Source organism: uncultured Alloprevotella sp. (genome assembly GCF_963536905.1).
In the GTDB taxonomy this organism is placed as follows: domain Bacteria; phylum Bacteroidota; class Bacteroidia; order Bacteroidales; family Bacteroidaceae; genus Alloprevotella.
Map to the genome: position 1 here is coordinate 83056 of NZ_CAUTBW010000002.1, position 20607 is coordinate 103662.

At 45.9% G+C, this 20607-nt stretch carries 12 protein-coding genes; 2 read left to right on the forward strand and 10 right to left on the reverse strand.

Annotated elements, in window-relative coordinates:
- Nucleotides 1–2 precede the first annotated feature (2 nt).
- The 4 genes from cas7c to cas3 are packed head-to-tail and all read right to left on the reverse strand — an operon-like array spanning nucleotide 3 to nucleotide 5496.
- On the reverse strand, nucleotides 3–860 hold the full coding sequence (gene cas7c / locus ABLA33_RS00705) for a type I-C CRISPR-associated protein Cas7/Csd2 (protein ID WP_347718843.1): 858 nt from the start codon (nucleotides 858–860) through the stop codon (nucleotides 3–5).
- Between the two features lie 21 nt (nucleotides 861–881).
- Complete coding sequence (cas8c, locus tag ABLA33_RS00710) at nucleotides 882–2603, reverse strand: type I-C CRISPR-associated protein Cas8c/Csd1 (protein WP_347718844.1); 1722 nt, start codon at nucleotides 2601–2603, stop codon at nucleotides 882–884.
- Complete coding sequence (gene cas5c, locus ABLA33_RS00715; protein ID WP_347718845.1) at nucleotides 2600–3316, reverse strand: type I-C CRISPR-associated protein Cas5c; 717 nt, start codon at nucleotides 3314–3316, stop codon at nucleotides 2600–2602. The genes cas8c and cas5c overlap by 4 nt, the downstream gene beginning before the upstream one ends.
- A 5-nt stretch (nucleotides 3317–3321) precedes the next feature.
- Complete coding sequence (gene cas3 / locus ABLA33_RS00720) at nucleotides 3322–5496, reverse strand: CRISPR-associated helicase Cas3' (RefSeq protein ID WP_347718846.1); 2175 nt, start codon at nucleotides 5494–5496, stop codon at nucleotides 3322–3324.
- Between the two features lie 465 nt (nucleotides 5497–5961).
- On the opposite strand from cas3, the gene ABLA33_RS00725 reads away from it, so the two are divergent.
- Nucleotides 5962–7647, forward strand: a complete 1686-nt coding sequence (locus ABLA33_RS00725) for a choice-of-anchor Q domain-containing protein (protein WP_347718847.1) — start codon at nucleotides 5962–5964, stop codon at nucleotides 7645–7647.
- A gap of 272 nt (nucleotides 7648–7919) precedes the next feature.
- Here the strand turns inward: ABLA33_RS00725 and nifJ are convergent, their stop codons facing one another.
- From nifJ to ABLA33_RS00750, 5 genes are all read right to left on the reverse strand, one after another.
- Complete coding sequence (nifJ, locus tag ABLA33_RS00730) at nucleotides 7920–11471, reverse strand: pyruvate:ferredoxin (flavodoxin) oxidoreductase (RefSeq protein WP_347718848.1); 3552 nt, start codon at nucleotides 11469–11471, stop codon at nucleotides 7920–7922.
- Between the two features lie 109 nt (nucleotides 11472–11580).
- Nucleotides 11581–12768, reverse strand: a complete 1188-nt coding sequence (locus tag ABLA33_RS00735; protein WP_347718856.1) for an AAA family ATPase — start codon at nucleotides 12766–12768, stop codon at nucleotides 11581–11583.
- Nucleotides 12769–13723: 955 nt separating this feature from the next.
- The gene (locus ABLA33_RS00740) at nucleotides 13724–14725 is read right to left on the reverse strand and encodes an iron ABC transporter permease (RefSeq protein WP_315091739.1); all 1002 of its coding nucleotides are present in this window, start codon (nucleotides 14723–14725) and stop codon (nucleotides 13724–13726) included.
- An 87-nt stretch (nucleotides 14726–14812) separates the two neighbouring features.
- Nucleotides 14813–15991, reverse strand: a complete 1179-nt coding sequence (locus ABLA33_RS00745) for an ABC transporter substrate-binding protein (protein WP_347718849.1) — start codon at nucleotides 15989–15991, stop codon at nucleotides 14813–14815.
- 9 nt (nucleotides 15992–16000) lie between these two features.
- On the reverse strand, nucleotides 16001–17026 hold the full coding sequence (locus tag ABLA33_RS00750; RefSeq protein WP_347718850.1) for a type I asparaginase: 1026 nt from the start codon (nucleotides 17024–17026) through the stop codon (nucleotides 16001–16003).
- A gap of 277 nt (nucleotides 17027–17303) precedes the next feature.
- On the opposite strand from ABLA33_RS00750, the gene ABLA33_RS00755 reads away from it, so the two are divergent.
- Complete coding sequence (locus tag ABLA33_RS00755) at nucleotides 17304–19757, forward strand: polysaccharide biosynthesis tyrosine autokinase (RefSeq protein WP_347718851.1); 2454 nt, start codon at nucleotides 17304–17306, stop codon at nucleotides 19755–19757.
- Between the two features lie 152 nt (nucleotides 19758–19909).
- On the opposite strand, the gene ABLA33_RS00760 is transcribed toward ABLA33_RS00755, so the two are convergent.
- Nucleotides 19910–20059: a hypothetical protein gene (locus tag ABLA33_RS00760; RefSeq protein ID WP_347718852.1), complete on the reverse strand. Its 150-nt coding sequence runs from the start codon at nucleotides 20057–20059 to the stop codon at nucleotides 19910–19912.
- Between the last annotated feature and the right edge of the window lie 548 nt (nucleotides 20060–20607).

Genomic DNA, 20607 nt, shown 5'->3' on the forward strand with positions numbered 1-20607 from the left:
ATTTAGATGACTTCTTCAACGCTAACTCCTGCAGGGAGTTGAGTCTTATCTATCGTTACTTGGTAGTCAGAGAAGGAGCGGGGAACATTGTCCGTGGTTCTTTCCACTTTGACCAAATCGAAGAGTTTGTTAGCAGGAGCATTACCTAAAACAGAATCGTGGCGGAAGAGAATGAGTTTCTGCGCGCTCATCAAACCACGTGCGGCAGAGCGGTCGCAATCGAACATTCCTTTGAGCGCGTCAATAAAGAGTGTGAAGTCTTCTTCCGAGAAGCCTGTTTGTTTTGCCAAACTGGCCGATACGAAACCATGACAAACATAGAGACCATAGGGGATTGTAGCTTTGCGACCCATGGTGCGGTTATCGCCATTTTGCTTTTCAGCTTCTTTCTCTGTAGCAACAGCCATTCTCGTAATGGAGTGTTCTGCTGGAACAATGGGGTCTACGGAACGTGCAAAAGTGAATTGAATAGGGCCACGAACTTGTCCGGCATTTTTTCCTGTAGACATTACGGCTCCAAAAGTGCGAATGTCGTAGTATTTGCTGCACATCACATCCCGCGCGGCAGCTGTTTTGCTTTTCGCATCAGCTGCTTTAACTGTTTCATCTTCGTGGGAAGCATCAATCAGTGTGTTGAGAACTGCTTTCTCTTTAATGAAAATATCATATCCTTGCGTGCAGTTCTTTGATAGTTGAACATAGTTGCGCACCTTTCGTTTCAGACAAACGTCTGTGACAATTCCGCAACTTGTTTCGGCATCTACTCGAGGTAAGTTGCCTGCATCAGGGTCACCATTAGGGTTGCCGTCTTGTACATCAAAGATGTAAACGAAATCAATTCTGTTTTTTAATTCTGACATAGTTGTATAGTTGTTTTAGGTTTATTCTTCAGTTTGTTTTGTTTCTGTTAAGAAGAAGGACTGCATTTGCTGGTAGTAGCCCACAAAGAAGCGTCCTTGGTCTTGTAAGTCGAGATGGGAAGGGAAGCCATCAGCGTTTATCTTAGAGATGATTTCTTGCTTGAGTTTGTCATAGAAAATACGACTCCCTTCATTGTTTAAGTTGTTTGCATGAATAGCCGATAGGTTAAGAATGGTTGCAAAAACCGTTGCGGGGGTGGAGCTTGCAGCATTCATGTAGCGCTCTCGGATGGAGTGGATATGGTTTGCATCATTTTGTAGTTTGTCAATGACTGCAAACAAGCGGCCGCATAAGTAGCCTTGGTTGGTGTTTTCTTTGTCTAACATAATTTGTATAGGTTTTTGATTTGTGTTTTTTCTGTTTAAGTATGCCTTGAGGATTGCAGCTCGTGTGATGCTTACAGACTGTTCTGCCCGAATTCTGCGAAGACAGCTATGGTAAAGAGTATCAGGATAGGGGAGGCCTTGGAAGATACTTTTGATTACTGCGTCTGGGAGGTTAGGAGTTGCTTCAGACGATTTGCCTCCCAAGGTTACTGTAGCCAGTATAGATTTTAATCCCATGTATGGCTTTTTCTCTTTTCGTGTATCAACGATGTCCATGTCTTCAAAATGTCGAAGAATGGTATGAGCGAATTCTTTTAGCGGAAGTTCTGCCCAATAAACGATCGCTATGCGTGCAGCATTAGGAGCCAGTCCAGCAATATAAAAACGGTCGTTCAAATCGGTCTTAATACTTCCTGAATAGATTCCTTCGAATACTTTTCGAATTTGGTAAATGCGTGCATTGGGATCTTCTTCCTCTGAATCATTAAAACCAAACATTGCAAAAATGCTGCTTTCTGTTTCTTGATTACCATTGCTATTTGAGGAACCCCAAAACAGGTAAGTGCGATTACCAACAAGGAATTTATTGCGAGAATTAGCTGATAGTATGTGGTTTAATGCTGTAGTATAAGCAAATTCAGCCTTTTGAGAAATTGGAGCATTGAATCCTTTTTGTTTCCCGTAAGAGTCATAGCCGGAGTTTACTTGAAAGGCAACTAATTTAGCCGTAGCTTGACTACCTGCAATCATAGTTGCAGTTGTTACATCTACAGCCTTTCCGTGATTTCCTGTAATTAGGCATAGCTGTTCTTTTTCATTTCCCTCCTTTTCTTCATCAGCGTTTATCACGTCTTTTTGAGCAGCCACAATAGTTGTTTCTCCTTCTAACAAAAAAGAAAAGGTTGAATATTTCTTGTTGAGATTTTTCTCTATTTCAGGCCATAATGGATCAGCTTGCACTTTCAATAGATTTTCTGCAGGATTCTTTTGATAGAACTTCCATATTGCAGAAACTGCGCTATTATTAGGAAGCTTTGTGTAGAGTTCTTCTACTTTAGCTTTGAAGACACTTATATATTTTGCATTTGAGTCGATATCTCCCTCTGTTGAATATCCGAGGATATAGGAGCAATTGTCATATAAAAGGTTGGCAATTGGGGCACTACTTCTTCCAACATGTTTTTTTACCAAAAAACTCGATGCGTTCTTTTTATCAATGCGTCTGTCTTCAAAGCGTAGAAAATTGCCATCCTTGTCGATAACAAGAATAAAGCCTATTTCTTTTAGTTCGCAGCCGAAAGCAGGTAGTTCTTCCGATTTTCGTTGGTAATAGTCGTATAAAGCTTTTAGAATCATTTTAGTACCTCCTCACTATCTTTTAGTGGAACATTTATTACGCCATTTTCCATGCGAGCACGATAAAACATAGCATCGGGATGTTCTAGGTTGTTTTCGAAATCCATATCATAGAGCATCAGTCCTAAGTCTCTCGTTTCATCAATAGGAGTTGTAAGTTGTTCCGACTCAGGACGAACAAGGCGGAAAGAAGCTACACACTCTCGAGTGCCGAGATAGGGTTGATTAAAGCATTGTCCCTTACTTGCACGTCTTTCAAACATAGCATTGTATTTCCCAGGGTTCTCATCTTTGTGGAGAAGTTCTGCTTCTTCTCTATCTATTTCGGGATTGCGTGTGTCAAGATATTTTCTATTCTGCTTGGGAATAAAAACTAATTTAGCATAGAGTCGGTATCGAACATCTCTCAGCATCAGCGAGTTTTTTTGTTGTCTCTTCTCTTCAATGAAGATAGGGGAAGCATTCTTCTTTGCAGAAGCGACAGCCCCCACTTCGTTGCGTCGAATGTTGATCCATTTGATAGGGTTGAGCACTTCTATTCGAGTGATTTGCCAACGGATGGCAGGCTTCCAAAAGATAGCTTCGAAAATGGCTCTGGCAGCAGAGGGCGTAATTACATCGTAGCTCACGCGCTCTACTTTCAGTTCTGGGCGCGTGAAGCAGGCAAGTGGTCCCCATACTTCCAGACAAAATTCTTTGTCGTGATATTCCATATTGTTTATTTTATTAGTATTTCTTCAATCCAGTGGTTTGTGGTGATAAGGCCTACTTTTTCGTCATAGAACAGTTTATCTCTAACAACAAAAATGTTTTGGAAAAGTTCTTCTATAGCTCCAGCTTCTTTCAGTTTATTGAAATCTTGTTGGCGAACGCTGACGGTGTATTGTGCCAGTTGTTTCATGAGTGAATAGCTTGGCGTGAACCTCTCAGCATCGTCAATAAGGCTGAGACTATCTTTCCAATTTATGATGATAGGAATTGTATTGTCCTCAATAAGCTGGAATGTCTTTGCTGCTGTTTCAAACTGCATATAAGGGGTGTAGAGCAGGCTTTTTATATCTTTACTATCAAAAGTTTGTGTGCGGGAGTAGAGTTGGCGAAAGTACTGTTGCATAGTTTCAGGAGAAAACCAGTCAGAGTCTTTCGCTAAAGCCATACGGGCACTATTGGTTCTAGAAATAAAACCTCGTGGCAAGTTACTGATTTTTTGTAGACTGAATACATGTGTAACTCCACGTTTGATTTTCCCTTCCCGATTGCAGCGGCCAGCCGCTTGGAGGATAGAGTCGAGTCCAGCTTGTTGGCGGAAAACGATGGGGAAGTCTATATCAACGCCAGCTTCTATCAGCTGAGTTGCAACGACACGAATAATTTCGTTTTCTTCATTTTTTAGAGCGTCTTTTATCTGCTCAATTGTTTCTCGGATGTGCTGAGGGCACATCATGCGTGAAAGATGCAGCGTAATACCTTCTTTAGGTAGGCGTTCAAATATCTCTTTTGCATCTTTGCGCGTATTAACGATGCAGAGCACTCGTTTGTGTTGGGTGATTTGCGTTGCAATCTCCTCGTAATCTTTCGCGGAATCGTCAATTTTGAGATCTACTCTGCGCAGCTTGTCATAAAGTTTAGCATCTGAAGGGACTATTTCTTTGATATGAGAGAATCCTTTGATTTTGATGAGTGTGTTTTCTCCTTCGAGCTCTCCTGTTAAAACTGGTTGGCTGGCAGTAGTAAAAAGAATGGATGTGCCAAACACTCGATTTAGCGTCTTGAGAGAGTCAACGATAGGGCGGAGAAAATCGATGGGCAAAGTTTGTACCTCGTCTAGAATCAGTACGCTCTTGGCTATGTTGTGTAGTTTTCTGCACGCGGAGGGCCTATTGCTGAATAATGATTCAAAGAGTTGTACGTTGGTTGTAACGATGATGGGGTAGTTCCAATTTTCTGTTGCTAGCAGTAAGCGGTTTGTTAATTCTGAATCTTTATTGTTGCTGTAGTCAATATTAGAATGGTGTTCCAAAACATTTTCTTCTCCAAAAATGTTTTTTAGGACGTGCGCTGTTTGAACAATAATACTTGTGTAAGGTATAGCGATAATGATTCGTTGCAGGTTATTACGGACAGCATGATGCAGAGCCCAAAGTACAGAGGAGAGTGTCTTTCCGCCACCTGTAGGGACTGTCAAACTGAATACGCCCGTTTCAGCATTGCCAGCACTAACGCATTGCTCTTGCACATAATTGCGGATATGATTGACAGGAGTGTTTTCAGATTTTCTTTTCAGAGTATCGAGCCATGATTGTAGTTTTTCGAGTAGTTCTGGCATAGATGCTTTTGTACCTCTCAAACGTGTTTGGTCAGGCTGCATGAAGTTTTCTGTGTCCAAATAATCCGCATCAACAAGGCAACTAAACAACATTCGCTCGAGGTGGTGTAAATCTGCAACTTCTAGTTTGATTTGTGGCAGTTGTATGTCTATTTGTGGAACCTCATCCGTGACATCCTGCGGAATCTGGTTTTTGAGCAATTCTTTCTCATCGCCAGCGTCATATAAGCCGCGATGATGCCCTGCAATGCAGTTTGTGAGGAGTGGAGCAACTCGTGAGAAATGTTTCTTTAGTAGGAGTGCTCCCACATAGGCATGATGGTAATTACCGTTTACTTTGATGTTAGGTTGAAAGCCACTTTCTTTTTTTATGTGTTGTTGAAAGCTTTCTTGTTCTTTCCCCTTGTCGTGTAAGAGTCCAAGGAGTTCCCCGTATTCCTTCATGCCAAAAGTATCAGCAAACTTAGCAGCCATTTTAGCAACACCTTGTTGGTGCTCTTCGTTGCTTTGGAATTCAAAAGAATTGTTTAGTGTGCGAATATGTGAGATAGTATTGGGTATTTTCATTGTAGTAAGAAGATTAACTTAGAGGTATAAGTCTAGAACTTTTATAAAAGCAAAAATAAAGATATTTTTCAAGAAAATAAACTTTGTTTATTCAGAATTGTGATTTATACCGATGAGATCGTTCGTGTGATTTGCAGTTATAATTGTTTGTTTTACCTATGGATTTCTGAACCTCTTCTGACTTCTCCACTTTTTAGAATGAACATTGATAAATGTTTTCTTTTCAAAACTTCAAAAAATGTAGGAATAATTTGTTATATAAAAAATTTCTGTAAATTTGTTTCCGAGATTATTATAATCTTTGTTTTAATTTGTATGTATATTAATACCTTATGGTTACCTGAAATCAGAAAATACCCAACTTTTAGATACCTATAATTCTTTGAGTTCATATTCGACAGACTCTTTTGAGCTAAAAACGAGATCTTCTCTTTTTATTTTTTATTAACTAAAACATATTGAGACATGAAACATTTTTATTCCTTTGCGGTTGGACTTAGTCTGTTTCTTGCTGCAACACCGCTACAAGCAAAAGTTTTCTATGTGACAACAACGGGAACAGGCGATGGTTCTTCATGGACAAAAGCCTTTGGAAGTATAGATGATGCCTTGGCAAAGGCAACTTCTGGGGATGAAATTTGGATTGCAGCAGGCACCTACAAGCCTACACAGCTCATTAAATCTTCAAAGAAAAACTCACGCCATTTTCCTCTAAAAGATGGTGTTTCGCTCTATGGTGGGTTTGCTGGTACAGAAACAACGAAGGAAGCGCGCGCGAAGAAAGAAGGTGGCGAAGCCTACGAATATGTACATGAGACTATTTTGAGTGCCGATGACGACGTGGCTGATGAATGGGTAAGAGAATCCAACCCTGAAAATCCTTTTAGCTATGGGTGGAAAGTTGAAAACAACATTATACCAGGAACAAAAAACAATGCTAATCATATCTTATTCAAGAAGGAGGAATTGACAGCTCCAATCACAATTGACGGACTTACCCTGAAGGGTGCGAACGCAATGGTATATAACGTTCAATGTTCGGGTGGCGCAATCTATGCAGTGGGCGATGTAACCATAACAACTTGCCAATTCGTAGAAAACTCTTGCTACTTCACGGCTGAAGGAAATAGGGATGCCAATGGTGCTGCTATCTATTTGGAGGGTAAAGGCAAGGCGAAAATAGTTGATTGCTTCTTCAAGCGAACTTATGGCCACTCTCCAAACTCTCAAGCACAAGGTGGCGCAATATATGCAGTGAATACCGAGATAAAAGATTGTTACTTTTTGGACTGTGTTGCATTGGATGCAGGAGGAGCCGTTTATAATGTAGGGGGATCGGTTGTAGATTGCAATTTCGATGGTTGTTATGCTCGTGATGGTGGTGCTATCTATTCAGCGTCAGGTACATTGAGAAATAATAAAATATTTAATTGTCGTGCACTCCTTGGCGGAGGTATCTTCAATTTAGGTACAGCAATCAATAATGTTGTAGGCAATTGCTTTGCAGATTATACTTTGGTAGGCGAAGATAAAGGCGGTGCCGGTGGTGGTGTATATAACAAAGGTACTTTTGTCGGAGGAATTGTGTACAACTGTACATCGTTCCATGGTGGAGGCATCTTTGTCGATGGCGGTAAGGTAATAAACTGTACGATCCAGAATAATAAGTCAAGAAAAGCCGCAACCAGTGCTAATATCGACTATTCTTCGAAAAGCGAAGAGCAGAAAGATGTTATCAATACCATCAGTAGCACTACTGTAGATAAATCAAATTTCAAAGCTCCAACGACTTTTGAAGGAAGTACTATTGATGAAAAGGAGATGAAAGACATTCTTCTTGCCAGTTGGGAACTGCAAGCGGGTAGCGAATTTATAGATAAAGGTGTGGCCATCAACGTTGAGAACTATACTAAAGACATTTATGGCAACGACCGAATAGTGGGTAATAGCATTGATATTGGTGCTTCTGAGTTCAAACCAGCAACGGCCATTGCGTCTGTTCTGTCTAATGGGGAGTCTCTCCGATATAGCTATTATTCTATTAGCGGACAATATATAGGTTCTGTATGTCCTTCTCTTGCAGGTCTTTATATTGTGAAAACAACTGAAGGAAACAAGGTTGTAAGCACAAAGAAAGTACTCGTTAAATAGAGACGGTCCAGAATCTTTTAAGGAACTTATACCTTATATAATAGGCTGCGCACTAATAAAAGTATTGGTGCGTAGCTTTTTTCATGGATAGACCGAAAAAGAAACAATGGAAGTTTTCATGGTAGTAAGAAGACGAACTTAGAGATAGGAGTATAGAACTTTTTATCAACACGGAAGGAAAGTTTTTTCAAGAAATAAAAAAAGGTACAAAGAAAAAGGCGCAGTCCATAACGGGCTGCGCCTTTTTATAAAAAGGGATGAATAAATGTCAATTAGATTTCGTTGCTCCAGTCCTCTTGAGTCTTGCGGACATAGGCAGCGTAGCGACGCTGAGCGGCCTTCTTTGTTTCGGCATAAAGCTCATCGGCCTGTGCGGGGAGAGCTTTGCGCAGTGACAAGAAGCGAACCTCGTTGTCGAGGAACTCTTGGAACTTGTCCCAGTTAGGCTGTTTAGAATCGAGCGTGAACGGATTCTTGCCTTCTTTAGCCAATTCGGGGTTGAAGCGCCAGAGATGCCAGTAGCCACATTCAACGGCACGAGCTTCTTCGGCCTGACTGCGACCCATACCGCCTTTCACCTTCAAGCCGTGGTTGATACACGGTGAGTAAGCAATGATGAGTGATGGTCCGGGGTAGGCTTCTGCTTCGCGGAAGGCTTTGAGGCACTGTGCTTGGTCGGCACCCATTGCCACTTGAGCTACATAGATGTAGCCATAAGTTGCTTGCATCAAGCCGAGGTCTTTCTTCGTGATGCGCTTACCAGCTGCTGCAAACTGTGCGATAGCGCCGATAGGAGTAGACTTAGAAGACTGACCACCAGTGTTGGAGTAAACCTCGGTGTCGAGTACGAGGATGTTTACATCTTCGCCAGAAGCGAGCACGTGGTCAAGACCGCCGTAACCGATGTCATAAGAAGCACCGTCACCACCGATGATCCACTGGCTACGCTTCGTGAGGAAGTGGCTGAGTTCATCGAGCTGTGCGCAACCTGGGCAACCGTGTTCCTTACCTGCCTTGATGAATGGGAGGAGCTTGTCGGCTGCTGCGCGACTTGCTGCTGCATCGTCCTTGCCTGCTTCCCATTCCTGTGCTGCTGCCTTGAACTCTTCGGGTGCGCCGTCGCAAGCCTGAGCCAGGAGGCTGGAGATGCGAGCGCGCATCTTCTTGTTGGCGAGCAGCATACCCATACCAAATTCGCAGAAGTCCTCGAAGAGTGAGTTAGCCCAAGCTGGACCTTGACCCTTTTCGTTGGTAGTGTACGGAGTTGAAGGAATAGAGCCAGAATAGATAGAAGAACAACCTGTTGCGTTAGCCACCATTTCACGGTCGCCAAAGAGTTGAGAAATCAACTTCACGTAAGGCGTTTCACCACAACCTGAGCAAGCACCAGAGAACTCGAAGAGCGGAGTAGCAAACTGGCTGTTCTTCGGGCTTTGTTTGATGTCTACGAGGTTTTGCTTAGATGTTACGTTCTTCTCGCAGTAGTCCCAGTTGTCGGCCTGGTCGAGCTGACTGTCGAACGGAACCATTTCGAGCGCCTTATTACCACGCATACCCGGACAAACATCGGCACAGTTACCGCAACCGAGACAGTCGAGCACGTCCACCTGTTGAACGAAGTGCATGCCCTTTAGAGCTGCAGGAGCCTTGATGTCGATCGTTTTGCCCTTGAAGTCTTTGAGTTCTTCCTCATTGAGGACGAACGGACGGATAGTTGCGTGAGGACAAACGAAGGCACATTTGTTACACTGGATACAGTTCTCTGATTTCCAAACGGGAACGAAAGCTGCCACACCGCGTTTGTCGTAAGCGGCAGTGCCTTGTTGCCATGTACCGTCTACGCTGCATTCGTAAGCACTAACGGGGAGCTTATCGCCCTGCTGTGCATTGATGGGGCGCACAATCTTGCTGATGAATGCTGGTTCATCGCGCTCCTCTTCAGCATCAGCGGGAAGATTTGCCCATGCGGGATCTATTGTGAGCTGCTGGTATTCGCTACCGCGGTCAACAGCCTGATAGTTCTTGTTAACAACGTCTTCACCCTTGCGGCCGTAGGACTTAACGATGAATTTCTTCATCTGTTCCACTGCGAGATCAACGGGGATGACGTTGGTGATGCGGAAGAATGCGGACTGCAAGATGGTGTTCGTGCGGTTGCCAAGGCCAATCTCTTGTGCAATCTTCGTAGCGTTGATATAGTAAACGGTGATGTTGTGTTCAGCAAAGTACTTCTTGATGTTGTTTGGCAAGAAGTCTACCAGCTCTTGTCCCTCATGGATCGTGTTGAGGAGGAACGTTCCGTTGTCGCGCAAACCTTCGAGTACGTGGTACATGCGGAGGTATGCCTGAACGTGACAAGCCACGAAGTTAGGTGTCTTGATCTGATAGGTGCTGCGGATGGGCGTGTCGCCGAAGCGCAGGTGAGAGCAGGTGAAACCGCCCGACTTCTTAGAGTCGTAGCTGAAGTAGGCCTGGCAGTACTTGTTGGTGTTGTCACCAATGATCTTGACAGAGTTCTTGTTGGCACCTACCGTACCATCGGCACCCAGACCATAGAATTTGGCTTCGAAGATGCCTTCGCCGCCGAGTGCCTGTTCTTTCTCCAAAGGCAGTGACTCGAACGTTACGTCGTCCACGATACCCACACTGAAGTGGTTCTTAGGCTCAGGCAGAGCGAGGTTGTCGTAAACGCTGATAATCATTGTCGGGGTGGTGTCGCAAGAACCGAGACCATAACGGCCGCCAACGATCAATGGGCGATTCTCCTGATCGTAGAAGGCTTCCTTCACGTCCAGATAGAGCGGTTCGCCTTCTGCTCCTGGCTCTTTCGTGCGGTCGAGCACAGCGATGCGCTTGCAAGTCTTGGGGACTGCTGCAAGGAGGTGCTTCTTGCTGAACGGACGATAGAGGTGTACGCTGATGAGACCCACTTTGCGGCCTTGTGCCATGAGGTGGTCGATGGCTTCGCGAGCTGCTTCGGTCACTGAACCCATACAGATGATAACATCCGTAGCATCTTCTGCACCGTAGTAGCTGAAGAGTTTGTATTCACGACCTGTGATGCGGCTCACTTCCTTCATGTATTTCTCAACAATGCCTGGGATGGCAGCGTAGTACTTATTGGAAGCTTCGCGATGTGCAAAGAAGGTTTCGGGGTTCTCTGCCATACCGCGCGCTACGGGGCGTTCAGGGCTGAGTGCGCGGGCGCGGAATTCAGAGAGAGCCTTCTGATCCACGAGCGGACGGAGTTCTTCTTGATCTATCTCCTCAATCTTCTGATATTCGTGAGAGGTGCGGAAACCGTCGAAGAAGTTGATGAAAGGTACGCGAGCTTCGATGGTTGCCAGGTGGGCAACAGCGCTCAAGTCCATCACCTCTTGCACGCTACCTTCGCAGAGCATAGCGAAACCTGTCTGGCGGCAAGCCATGACGTCACTATGGTCACCGAAGATACAGAGGGAGTGAGTGGCCAACGTACGAGCGGATACGTGGAAAACGCACGGCAGCAGTTCGCCAGCAATTTTGTACATATTCGGGATCATCAGGAGCAAACCCTGAGAAGCTGTAAACGTAGTGGTCAGCGCACCGGCTTGGAGTGAACCGTGTACGGCACCTGCTGCACCTCCTTCAGACTGCATTTCCTGAACGGAAACGGTGTCGCCGAAAAGGTTCTTGCGGTCTTGTGCGGCCCATTCATCAACGTGTTCGGCCATCGGGCTTGATGGCGTGATGGGATAGATGGCAGCAACCTCGGAGAACATGTAGGCTACATGTGCTGCGGCTTGGTTACCGTCACAAGTAATAAATTTCTTTTCTTTTGCCATAAGTTATAGAAAATATAAATTGTGAATTGTCGTTTGTTTGGCAGACTCACTGCCATGTATGAGTTAGCGAGCCGAGCCTCTTGTGCTCGGCTCGCTGTATGGGGACAGACTAATAGAGGAAGCCGAACAACCAAATGGGGATTTCGTTGTCGCGGCCCACTTCTGTCTGATAGCGGGCAAGATATGTGTTGGGGGCATTCTTCACACGGCGTGAACGGTCGCATACACATACGTTGGTGATACCATCAATAAGGAAAACGCCGTCGCGGCGGGTACTGTTGATTTTGTGGTGCCGCCACATCACGTTCACAAAGAATGTCTCCATCACGTTCTGCGTCGTAATGCCTGGCGCTTGCATACCATACACCAGATTGGAGTCGTGGAGATAGATGGCTGCAGGCTTTTTGGGATATTCATTGCCCTCTCGGTAAATCGTGTTGATGAGGCGCGCCTCTTCGAGATACTCGATATAGTTCATCACTGTGGCACGGCTCGTTTGGATTTCCTCTGCCAGCTTCGACACGTTGGGCGCGTTGTTCTCCCCGTTGGCTGCCAGGAGATAGAGCAACTTCTTGATCTTCGATAGATAGCTCAGCTCCACTTGTTTGCGGAAGAGAACGTCCACTTCAATCATGTTGTTCATCGCCTTCAGTAGGGCCTCGGTGAAATTGCGGTTTTCGAGGTAGAAGGGGTAGTAACCGTGATGCAGATAGTCCTGAAAATGTTCCTGCGGACGTACTTTTGGGAGGATGGCCTTGAGGATAGTCTCATGTCCTTCCAGAATCTGCGGTAGGGTGTAAGTTCCCAATTCGAGACCTGTCTGCTGGTTGATGTATTCGCGGAAAGAGAAGCCGTGGAGCACATAACTGCGTGTGATGCGATCCAACTCGTGGTTGGCATTTGCTCCTTCGCCATGTACGCTCGTTGTGGAGAAAACAACGCGCAGATAAGGGTAGGCGTGGTATATCTCTACCAGCTGGTCTTTCCAGTTGGGGAGTTTGAAAGCTTGGTCTATAATCAGCACTTGCCCTCCACGGTCCACAAATTCGTGGACGAGCTCTTGCAGGCCACGTCCTTGGAAGTAGAAATTATTGGCACTGATATAGAGGGCTTGGTGCAGTTGAGGATCGAAAAATTCCTTGGCAAACTCGAGTAAGAAGCTCGTTCGTCCAACACCTCGTGGGCCACGGATGGCTATCATGCGGTAACTCCAGTCGATATTGTCCATCAATGTGCGACGAACTACTGTCTTCAAATGACTGACGAGGTACTCATGTGTCTGGAAAAAAGGTTCTATCACGGCGTAATTTATTTAGTGCTCACATTTATAGAACTTCGCTCCTTGGGGGAGTTCTGTGTCCTGATGGAGCTATTAGGTTGCAAATTTACTTATTTTTATTGTATATACAAATTTAGTTCCTACTCTTTTTCTCCCTTTTCTGTCTGTCGCCACTCCTTGTTGTAGGCATCATCGGCCTTCTTTTGTCTTCTTTTTTATTTTCTTCTTTTCCTTGTTGTTTTTGGTGGATTGAAGCCTACTTTTAGTCTGTTTGTGGGATGTGTTTGTGTGGTCGTTTACTACCTTTATTCTTGACAATACTACTTATGTAAATAGCGAGCGACGGAATCTTTTTGGATGGAAAAATGAGGAAGGAGTGAGAAAATAAAACCATAAAAGTGTTCAATTTTTACTATTGTGGTCGATGGAATAAGGATGTTCTTGAAAAAGCGGAGAGAGATGCTCCTGACTGGTTCTGTTCTTTTCGTGTTTCTCCTTATTGTGTCGACTGACGCAATAAGGCTGCCAGCTGACGCAATAAGGAAGCTAACCGATAGCCTTATTGTATAGACGGATTGCAGTATTCTGTCTGTATTTCAAAAGGAAGGGTGTTGTGAGAATATTATCGAAAGACTGATTTTCTTGCGATTCTCAGTCTTATAAAATAAGAATTCTGTTTACAAAACTAAGGTGTTGAAAAACTTCTTGTAAAGACACCCGATTCTCTTTTGTTTGTGTGAGTGTAAGCAGTATCTGCTCATTAGCACATTCACTCATTAGCACATTAGCACATTAGCGAGCTTGCTCGCATCGCATTAGCACATTAGCACATTCACTCATTAGCACATTAGCACATTAGTGATCTTGCTCGCGCCCCATTAGCACATTGGCACATTAGCACATTCCCCCATTAGCACATTAGCGAGCTTGCTCGCGTCTCATTAGCACATTAGCACATTAGCACATTCCCCCATTACCTCCTTCTCATCAGCAGATAAAACACCATCGGGACACCGAGCAACGGCGTGAGCGTGTTGAGGGGTAGCGTGCCGCGGTCGCCAGGTAGCAAACTCACGACATTGCAAAGCAACGCCACGTTGGCACCCCAAATCATGGTGGCAGGCAAAAGACGATGGTGATCGCTGGTGCGCAATGTGAGGCGCGCGGCATGAGGTACGGCCAGTCCGATGAATGAGATAGGACCGCATAGAGCTGTGACAACAGCCGTCAGAAGTCCCGTGAGCAGCAATACGATGGTGCGGCTGCCCACTACGTTTGTCCCCAGATTTTGCGCGTAGTTGTCGCCCAACAGGAGGGCATTTAGAGGTTTGGCCATGAAGATGGTGGCGGCGAGCGTCAGCAGGATAACGGTGGCGAAGAGAGGGAGTCGCTCCAGCGTGACCCCACTGAAGTTTCCCAGTCCCCAAATCATGAAACTCTGCACGCCTTGCGCTGTGGCGTAGAAACTGAGAAGCGAAATGAGAGAAGAGGTGATGAAACTAATCATCACGCCCGCAATGAGCAGCGTGAGCGTTCCAGGCATCCGCCGACTGAAGATGAGGAGAAGTACGATGACTACGGCGGCCCCTATGAAAGCAGCCACCACGGTGAGCAGGAAGCCACTCAGTGTGAGTTCGCCAGCCGTGAATGTGCCGCCCAGTAAAAGCATGGCGATGGCAACGCCCAATCCTGCGCCACTATTGACGCCCAGAATGCTCGGGTCGGCCAGTGGATTGGCAAAAATGGTTTGTAGCAGTAAGCCAGCCACAGCCAGAGCAGCACCTGCCATAGCAGCGGTGAGCAAAGCTGGTAGGCGCGATTGCAGGACGATGAAAGCCGTGGCGCTCGTAGTGTCGTTGCCCGTCAGAGCCTGCCACACTTCGCCTGCTGGTAGGTCAATGCTACCCCAAAAGAGATTGGCCGTGGTGAGCAAAAGGAGTAGGCCCACGCTTGCGGCATTCCAGAGGGTGCGCATCCTGTGGGCGTGGGAATCTCTTTGTGGAGACGTACTGTCGGTGGTGCGCGTCGGTTGGTCGGGCATAAGTGGTGAGGGAAAAGAGGGTTATTTCATCGGGAAGAAATACCGCGTTTGATAGTCGGGCAGTATTTCCGGATGGAAAATCTTGATGAGGTCTTTCAGCAGGAAGTCGGGGCGGAATGGAGCTTCCTCGAAATAGGGCACTTTCATAGAGTTACAGTACCAAATATGGTGTTCTTGGAACGCTTTGAACTGAGCGTTGGGGGCGAAGTCTTGTTGCAACTGTTTGTAGGTCAGATCCGTTGGACCGCCGCTCTTGATGAGCCAGAGGTCGGCAGCATGTGCTTTCTGGAAGACGGTTTCGAACGAGAGAGATACAGAACCACTCTCGTCATTGTTGGCGAAGCAATAGTTGGCGCCTGCATCCTTGTAGAGGCTACCTAAATAGCTCTTGCCGCCAGGAACATACCATGCGCCGCCTTGCTTTTGGTCGATGAGCAGCGTGGGGCGTGTGGTGGTCTTTTGAACCGTTGCGGTCAGTTCGGTGTAGTTCTTTTCCACGATTTTGAAAAGACTGTCGGCCGTGGCCTCTCGTCCAAAGAGCAGTCCGAAGAAGCGTATCCATTCCGCTCGCCCCAGCGGTGTGGCTTCCATATAGTCGGCGCATTCTATCAGAGGAATATTGAGTTTTTCGATACCGCCGTAACTGGCGTTCTGAAAGGGCGAAACAAGCAGAGCGTCTGCATGGCTCGCTATCATCTTTTCCAAATCGGGTTGGGTGGACATCCCCATGTTTGCGAGCTTTCCGTTGGTCACCGCCTGGCGCAGTTCGGGGCGCATGATATAGTCGTAGTCGCACACGCCGCAGAGCTGCTTCATCGCGCCAAGGTCGCAAAGTAAACTCCCATGGACACTCGTGAACGCTACGGCGCGTTCCAGCGGAGTGCGCACAACCGTGCCTTTGGGACATTGAGTGGGCATCGGAGCGGAGCGTGGGATGAGGATGTAGCGGTGAAGTGTTCGCCCTTTGTTCCATGCGTCCATGACATCGCAAACGGTGAAACTGTCCGCGTGTTCTATCTTGAGGAGTTGGGCATACTGGATGCCGCCGTCTTTCGCCCCTTGGATGGTCTCGGCTTGCTTACCAGCGCAACCTGTGAGTAGGAGATGGGCGAAAAGAAAGGATAAAGCGAAGAGGGCATCCCATGCGTGATGGTACGCCCTTTTCGTGTGAGAATGTTGCTGTTGTGTGTGGTTTTTCATCACTAAGAATTAGATGGAGATTTCCCCGCAAAGGCTCGTGTTCATAAGCTTGTGGATAGTGTCGCGGTCGTAGTTGTGCCCCAAAAGGAACATGAGCTTTGTTAGCATTGATTCGGGCGTGGAGTCGTAGCCATTTACCACGCCAACTTGCAGGAGTTGTAGACCTGTTTCATAACGGTGCATCTCCACACGCCCCTCGGAACATTGCGTGATATTGGCCAGCACAACGCCTTGATCGTCCAATTTTTTTAGGCAATCAATGAGCCACGGCTTTTGTGGGGCGTTGCCCGCGCCAAAAGTCTTCAACACCACGCCGCGAAGGTTGGGAACGCTGAGAAAATGCTCTACGAATTCTTTACGTATGCCTGGGAAAATCGTCAGAATCATGACGTGGTCGTCCATCAAGTAGTGCGGCTTGAGTGGGCGGGAGAAGTCGCGCTGCAAGATCAGGTGCGGTTCGTATTTGATGTTGATGCCTGCATGAGCCAATGAGGGATAGTTGAAGGAGCGGAAAGCATTAAATCCTTCTGCATTTATCTTTGTGGTGCGATTGCCGCGCATCAGTCGGCTGTCGAAATAGATGCAGACTTCGGGAACTATAGGCGTGCCGTCGGGGTTCTTGGCTGCGGCAATCTCTATGCTTGTCAGGAGATTTTCTTTGCCGTCGGTGCGCAACTGTCCGATGGGCAACTGCGAGCCGGTGATAATAACGGGCTTGGACAAGTCCTCCAGCAGGAAGCTCAGAGCTGAGGCGGTGTAGGCCATCGTGTCTGTGCCGTGAAGCACAACAAAGCCGTCGAAGTCGTTGTAGTGTTTGTCGATTATTTTCGCTATCTCAATCCAATTCTTCGGGTCCATGTCACTGGAGTCAATAGGGGGATCGAAGGAAAAAGCCTTCACGCAGTAGTCCATGCGGTTCACTTCTGGCACCATCTTTTGGAAGCGATCAAATCCGAAGTTTTCTAATGCGCCCGTCACGGGGTTTTCTATCATTCCGATAGTTCCACCAGTGTAAATAATCAAAATAGAGGTCATAAAATATGTATTTTATGGGGCAAACATACTAAATAATTTATAAATATGACAAACTTACGCCTTTCTTTAATAAAGGAAAATGTATCTCGGCGGGGCTTGCGGCGATTTTTGTTTAGATGTGTGTTCTGTATTTTTGTGGCGTTTTTGTGTTTTATACCCTATCATTTGTTGGGAAAAAGGGAAAATACAAGTGATATTTTTGTGCGGTTGGAAACCTTTATTTAATTTTGTGGCTCAAATGTGTAAATGCAATTTTCTCTAAAGAAAACTATAAATAATGTCTGGAAGCGTTCAAAATAAGAATAAGGAAGAGGATATTCAACTTATTCCCTTGTTCAAAATGTGCTGGGCACTGTTCCTCGCTAATCTTAAATGGTTTCTTCTCTCTGTGGCGCTCTGCCTCGTGTTAGGCTATATCTATCAGGCTCGTAAACCTCGCGTCTACCAGCGTCAAGCTGTCATTCTTTTCGAGGATAACGACAATGACAACAGTGGGGGAATGTCGCGCAGTTCGCGTAATAACGGACTCAATACATTGATGCAACTCAATGGTATCAGTGTTGGAGACAATCTCAAGAATGAGATGTTTATTCTTACCTCTGAGCGACTCATGACGCGCGTTGTAGATAGTCTGGGGCTTGACGTGGATTACACGACGAGCGCGGGACTTCATTCCGTGGCGCTTTATACGGATCGTCCCTTTGAGATTGCTTTCCAGAGAAAAACCGAAGATCTTATAAATTTCGAGGCGAAGATTCAGAGCGATGGTACTGTGAAGCTTTCCAACTTCGTTCGTTTTAATGGAACAACGGGGAAAAAGAAAATGTTTAAGGAGCATCTTAGTGTGCGCCCTGGTACTGTGGTGAAAACGCCTATAGGAAATCTGCAAATCAATAAGACTACGCTTTTCTCGCGCTTTCCTGAAAATAAGGCCATCGAGATATCTCAGATGCCTGTTCAGATGGCGGCAAAAATATATAAGGATAAGATTTCTGCAAGTGCCTACGACAAGGAGACATCTCTCGTGGTGCTTTCAGTGCAAGATATAAATACTGCACGGGCTGAGGACTTGCTCAACGCGGTCTATGAGTTGTACAAACAGGATGTTGTTGACAATAAAAATAGAGTGGCTTCAAGTACAGCCAACTTTATTGATAAGCGTGTGATGCTTATTGGGCAGGAACTGACAAACGTGGAAAATCGCTTGGCGTCCTTCAAGCAGCAGAATAGTGTGATAGATTTCCAAGAAGCGGCAGGAGCCATGACAGCACAGAGTGCTGATGCTCGTCAGCAGGCTTTGCAGCTTGAAACGCAACTTTCTGTGGCGCGCTATCTGCAAGAATTTCTTCAGAACAATTCCAATGAACACCAGATTATCCCTGCCATCAATCTGGAGAAAGCTACCTTCAATGGCCAGATTGATGCCTACAATCAGTTGATGAATGAGCGCAATAAAAATGCAGCTAACTCTAGTGAGCAATCGCCTTTAGTGCGCGATCTCGATAAGCAGTTGGCATCACAGCGCACAAGCATTCTTTCTTCTGTTCGCAGTTATGTGCGCTCTGTGGAGATGCAGGCTAATGCAGCGCGGAGTAATGAAAACTCGCTGATGGGGCAAGTAAACAACGCTCCTCAGGCTGCTAGAAAAGCACTCGATATTCAGCGGCAGCAGAATCTCAAAGAAACTCTGTATACTTACTTGCTGAACAAGCGCGAGGAGGTGGCTCTTCAGTTGGCCATCAATGAAGCCAATGTTCGTATGGTAGAAAATCCGCTGGGTCCTTCGTCTCCTGTCTCACCACGCAAGGTGGTAATCATGTTCATCGCCTTCCTGATAGGTTTGATAATACCTGCAGTGGTTCTTTGGCTGCGCGAACTTTTCGATGTCACTATTTCTGGTCGTCAGGATGTTGAAGGTGTTGTTACGGCACCGATTGTGGGAGAATTACCTCGTTGGGAGTCGCCTTCGGAAGATGCACTTATCACTCATTGTGCGGCAAACGATCCTATCGTTGAGGCTTTCCGTATGTTGCGCTTCAGTCTGAGCTTCGTGCGCCGTACGGCAAAGGTGATGGTTCTTACGTCTACGACGCCACACCATGGTAAGAGTTTTATCTCGCGCAACCTCTCTGTTGTCTTTGCTATGGCAAACAAACGTGTTCTCTTGATTGACGCGGATATTCGTAAGCGTACGCTTTCGAGCGACTTCGGTCGTACTGCGGGACTCACTTCTTGGCTTGTCGATGTTGATAATCAAACGCGCCTGGAGGATATCGTGGTGAAGGATAGTCTTACGAAGGGCGTTGACTTCTTGCCGGCTGGTATCTTACCGCCCAATCCTGCTGAATTGCTAATGAGTGATCGTCTGGAAGAGTTGGTGGCTGTAGCGCGTGAGCAATATGACTTCATAATTTTTGATACTACTCCAATCTTTGGTGTTGCAGATGCGAGCATCGTTGATCGTGTGGCCGATTTAACTCTCTATGTGATGCGTGTGGGCATGCAAGAGAAGGCTTTCCTTCCCGAGCTTGAAAAAATGTATCAAGATAAGAAGATGCGCAATCTCTGCCTTATACTTAACGATTCAGACGCTAAATCGCGTAAGAAGGGGTATGGCTACGGCTATGGTTACGGTTATGGTCAATATGGTTATGGTTATGGCTACGGTTATGCCCAAGAGCGGAAAACGCAAAAACTAGGAAGTGGGCTGCTTGGCAAACTTCGGAAATAATCTCAGTCTCTAACTCATATATATAATAAGAAAGGTGGAAAGTGGGCAAGGTCTCTCTTTCCACCTTTTTTCTTTGCCAGCTCAGCCCCATTCTTCTATGCCTTCTTTTCGTTACTGCGTTTTATTCTTCTTCTGTATTCTTCCTTGTACTCTTATTTTCTTTTAATCATTTCAATAAGCCCGCCTCGTTGGCCTTCTCTTCTTTGCCGCTCTTTATCAAATGTTCTCAAAACTTGACAGAATCTTGCTGCTGATTGCCGTCTGGAAAAATCAAAACGTCCTCTTCCTTCCTGAAAATCCATACTTTCTCATCATCTACACTCGCCCAAAAGTTTACAAAACCACCAGAAAAACTGCAATCTTTAACGTAAATCCTCTTTTCCTGCACTCTTTTCCCTAAAAAGCCTCTTCATCTCTCGGTCATTTTCCTTATTGTATTCGCCGCTCCCATAAGCCTGTCCGCTCACAGCCTTATTGTGTCGGCCGATATCCTTATTGTAATGACGCCCAAGCCCCTTCAACTTCTCCCTATTTCCTGCGACTTTCCAAATTTACGCCCTTCTCCAACGAGAAAAAGTAAGAACATTCTTGATAAAATCTATCTACTCATCAAGAACAGCCACCCACCACTCCTATATATAATAGAGGATATCAATCCCTCCGCTCCGCCCGATCACTCCCACCATACCTCCTCGTTCTTTTCTCAATAATCCCTCACTTTTCCTCAGATCTCCTCACGGTTTTCTCCCAGTAAAGCTCCGATTTGAAACTTTTTTCAAAAAAAGTAGTGTATATGCTTTGCTATTCCAAAAACTCGTAGTACTTTTGCATCCGCAACCGAGAAACGAGG

Bases quoted from the DNA above. Each gene is read 5' to 3' on its own strand.
- cas8c (WP_347718844.1), bottom strand. From the start codon at position 2,603: ATGATTCTAAAAGCTTTATACGACTATTACCAACGAAAATCGGAAGAA.
- cas5c (WP_347718845.1), bottom strand. From the start codon at position 3,316: ATGGAATATCACGACAAAGAATTTTGTCTGGAAGTATGGGGACCACTT.
- ABLA33_RS00740 (WP_315091739.1), bottom strand. From the start codon at position 14,725: ATGCGCACCCTCTGGAATGCCGCAAGCGTGGGCCTACTCCTTTTGCTC.
- ABLA33_RS00755 (WP_347718851.1), top strand. From the start codon at position 17,304: ATGTCTGGAAGCGTTCAAAATAAGAATAAGGAAGAGGATATTCAACTT.
- ABLA33_RS00760 (WP_347718852.1), bottom strand. From the start codon at position 20,059: ATGGATTTTCAGGAAGGAAGAGGACGTTTTGATTTTTCCAGACGGCAA.
- ABLA33_RS00750 (WP_347718850.1), bottom strand. From the start codon at position 17,026: ATGACCTCTATTTTGATTATTTACACTGGTGGAACTATCGGAATGATA.
- cas3 (WP_347718846.1), bottom strand. From the start codon at position 5,496: ATGAAAATACCCAATACTATCTCACATATTCGCACACTAAACAATTCT.
- ABLA33_RS00725 (WP_347718847.1), top strand. From the start codon at position 5,962: ATGAAACATTTTTATTCCTTTGCGGTTGGACTTAGTCTGTTTCTTGCT.
- ABLA33_RS00745 (WP_347718849.1), bottom strand. From the start codon at position 15,991: ATGAAAAACCACACACAACAGCAACATTCTCACACGAAAAGGGCGTAC.
- cas7c (WP_347718843.1), bottom strand. From the start codon at position 860: ATGTCAGAATTAAAAAACAGAATTGATTTCGTTTACATCTTTGATGTA.
- nifJ (WP_347718848.1), bottom strand. From the start codon at position 11,471: ATGGCAAAAGAAAAGAAATTTATTACTTGTGACGGTAACCAAGCCGCA.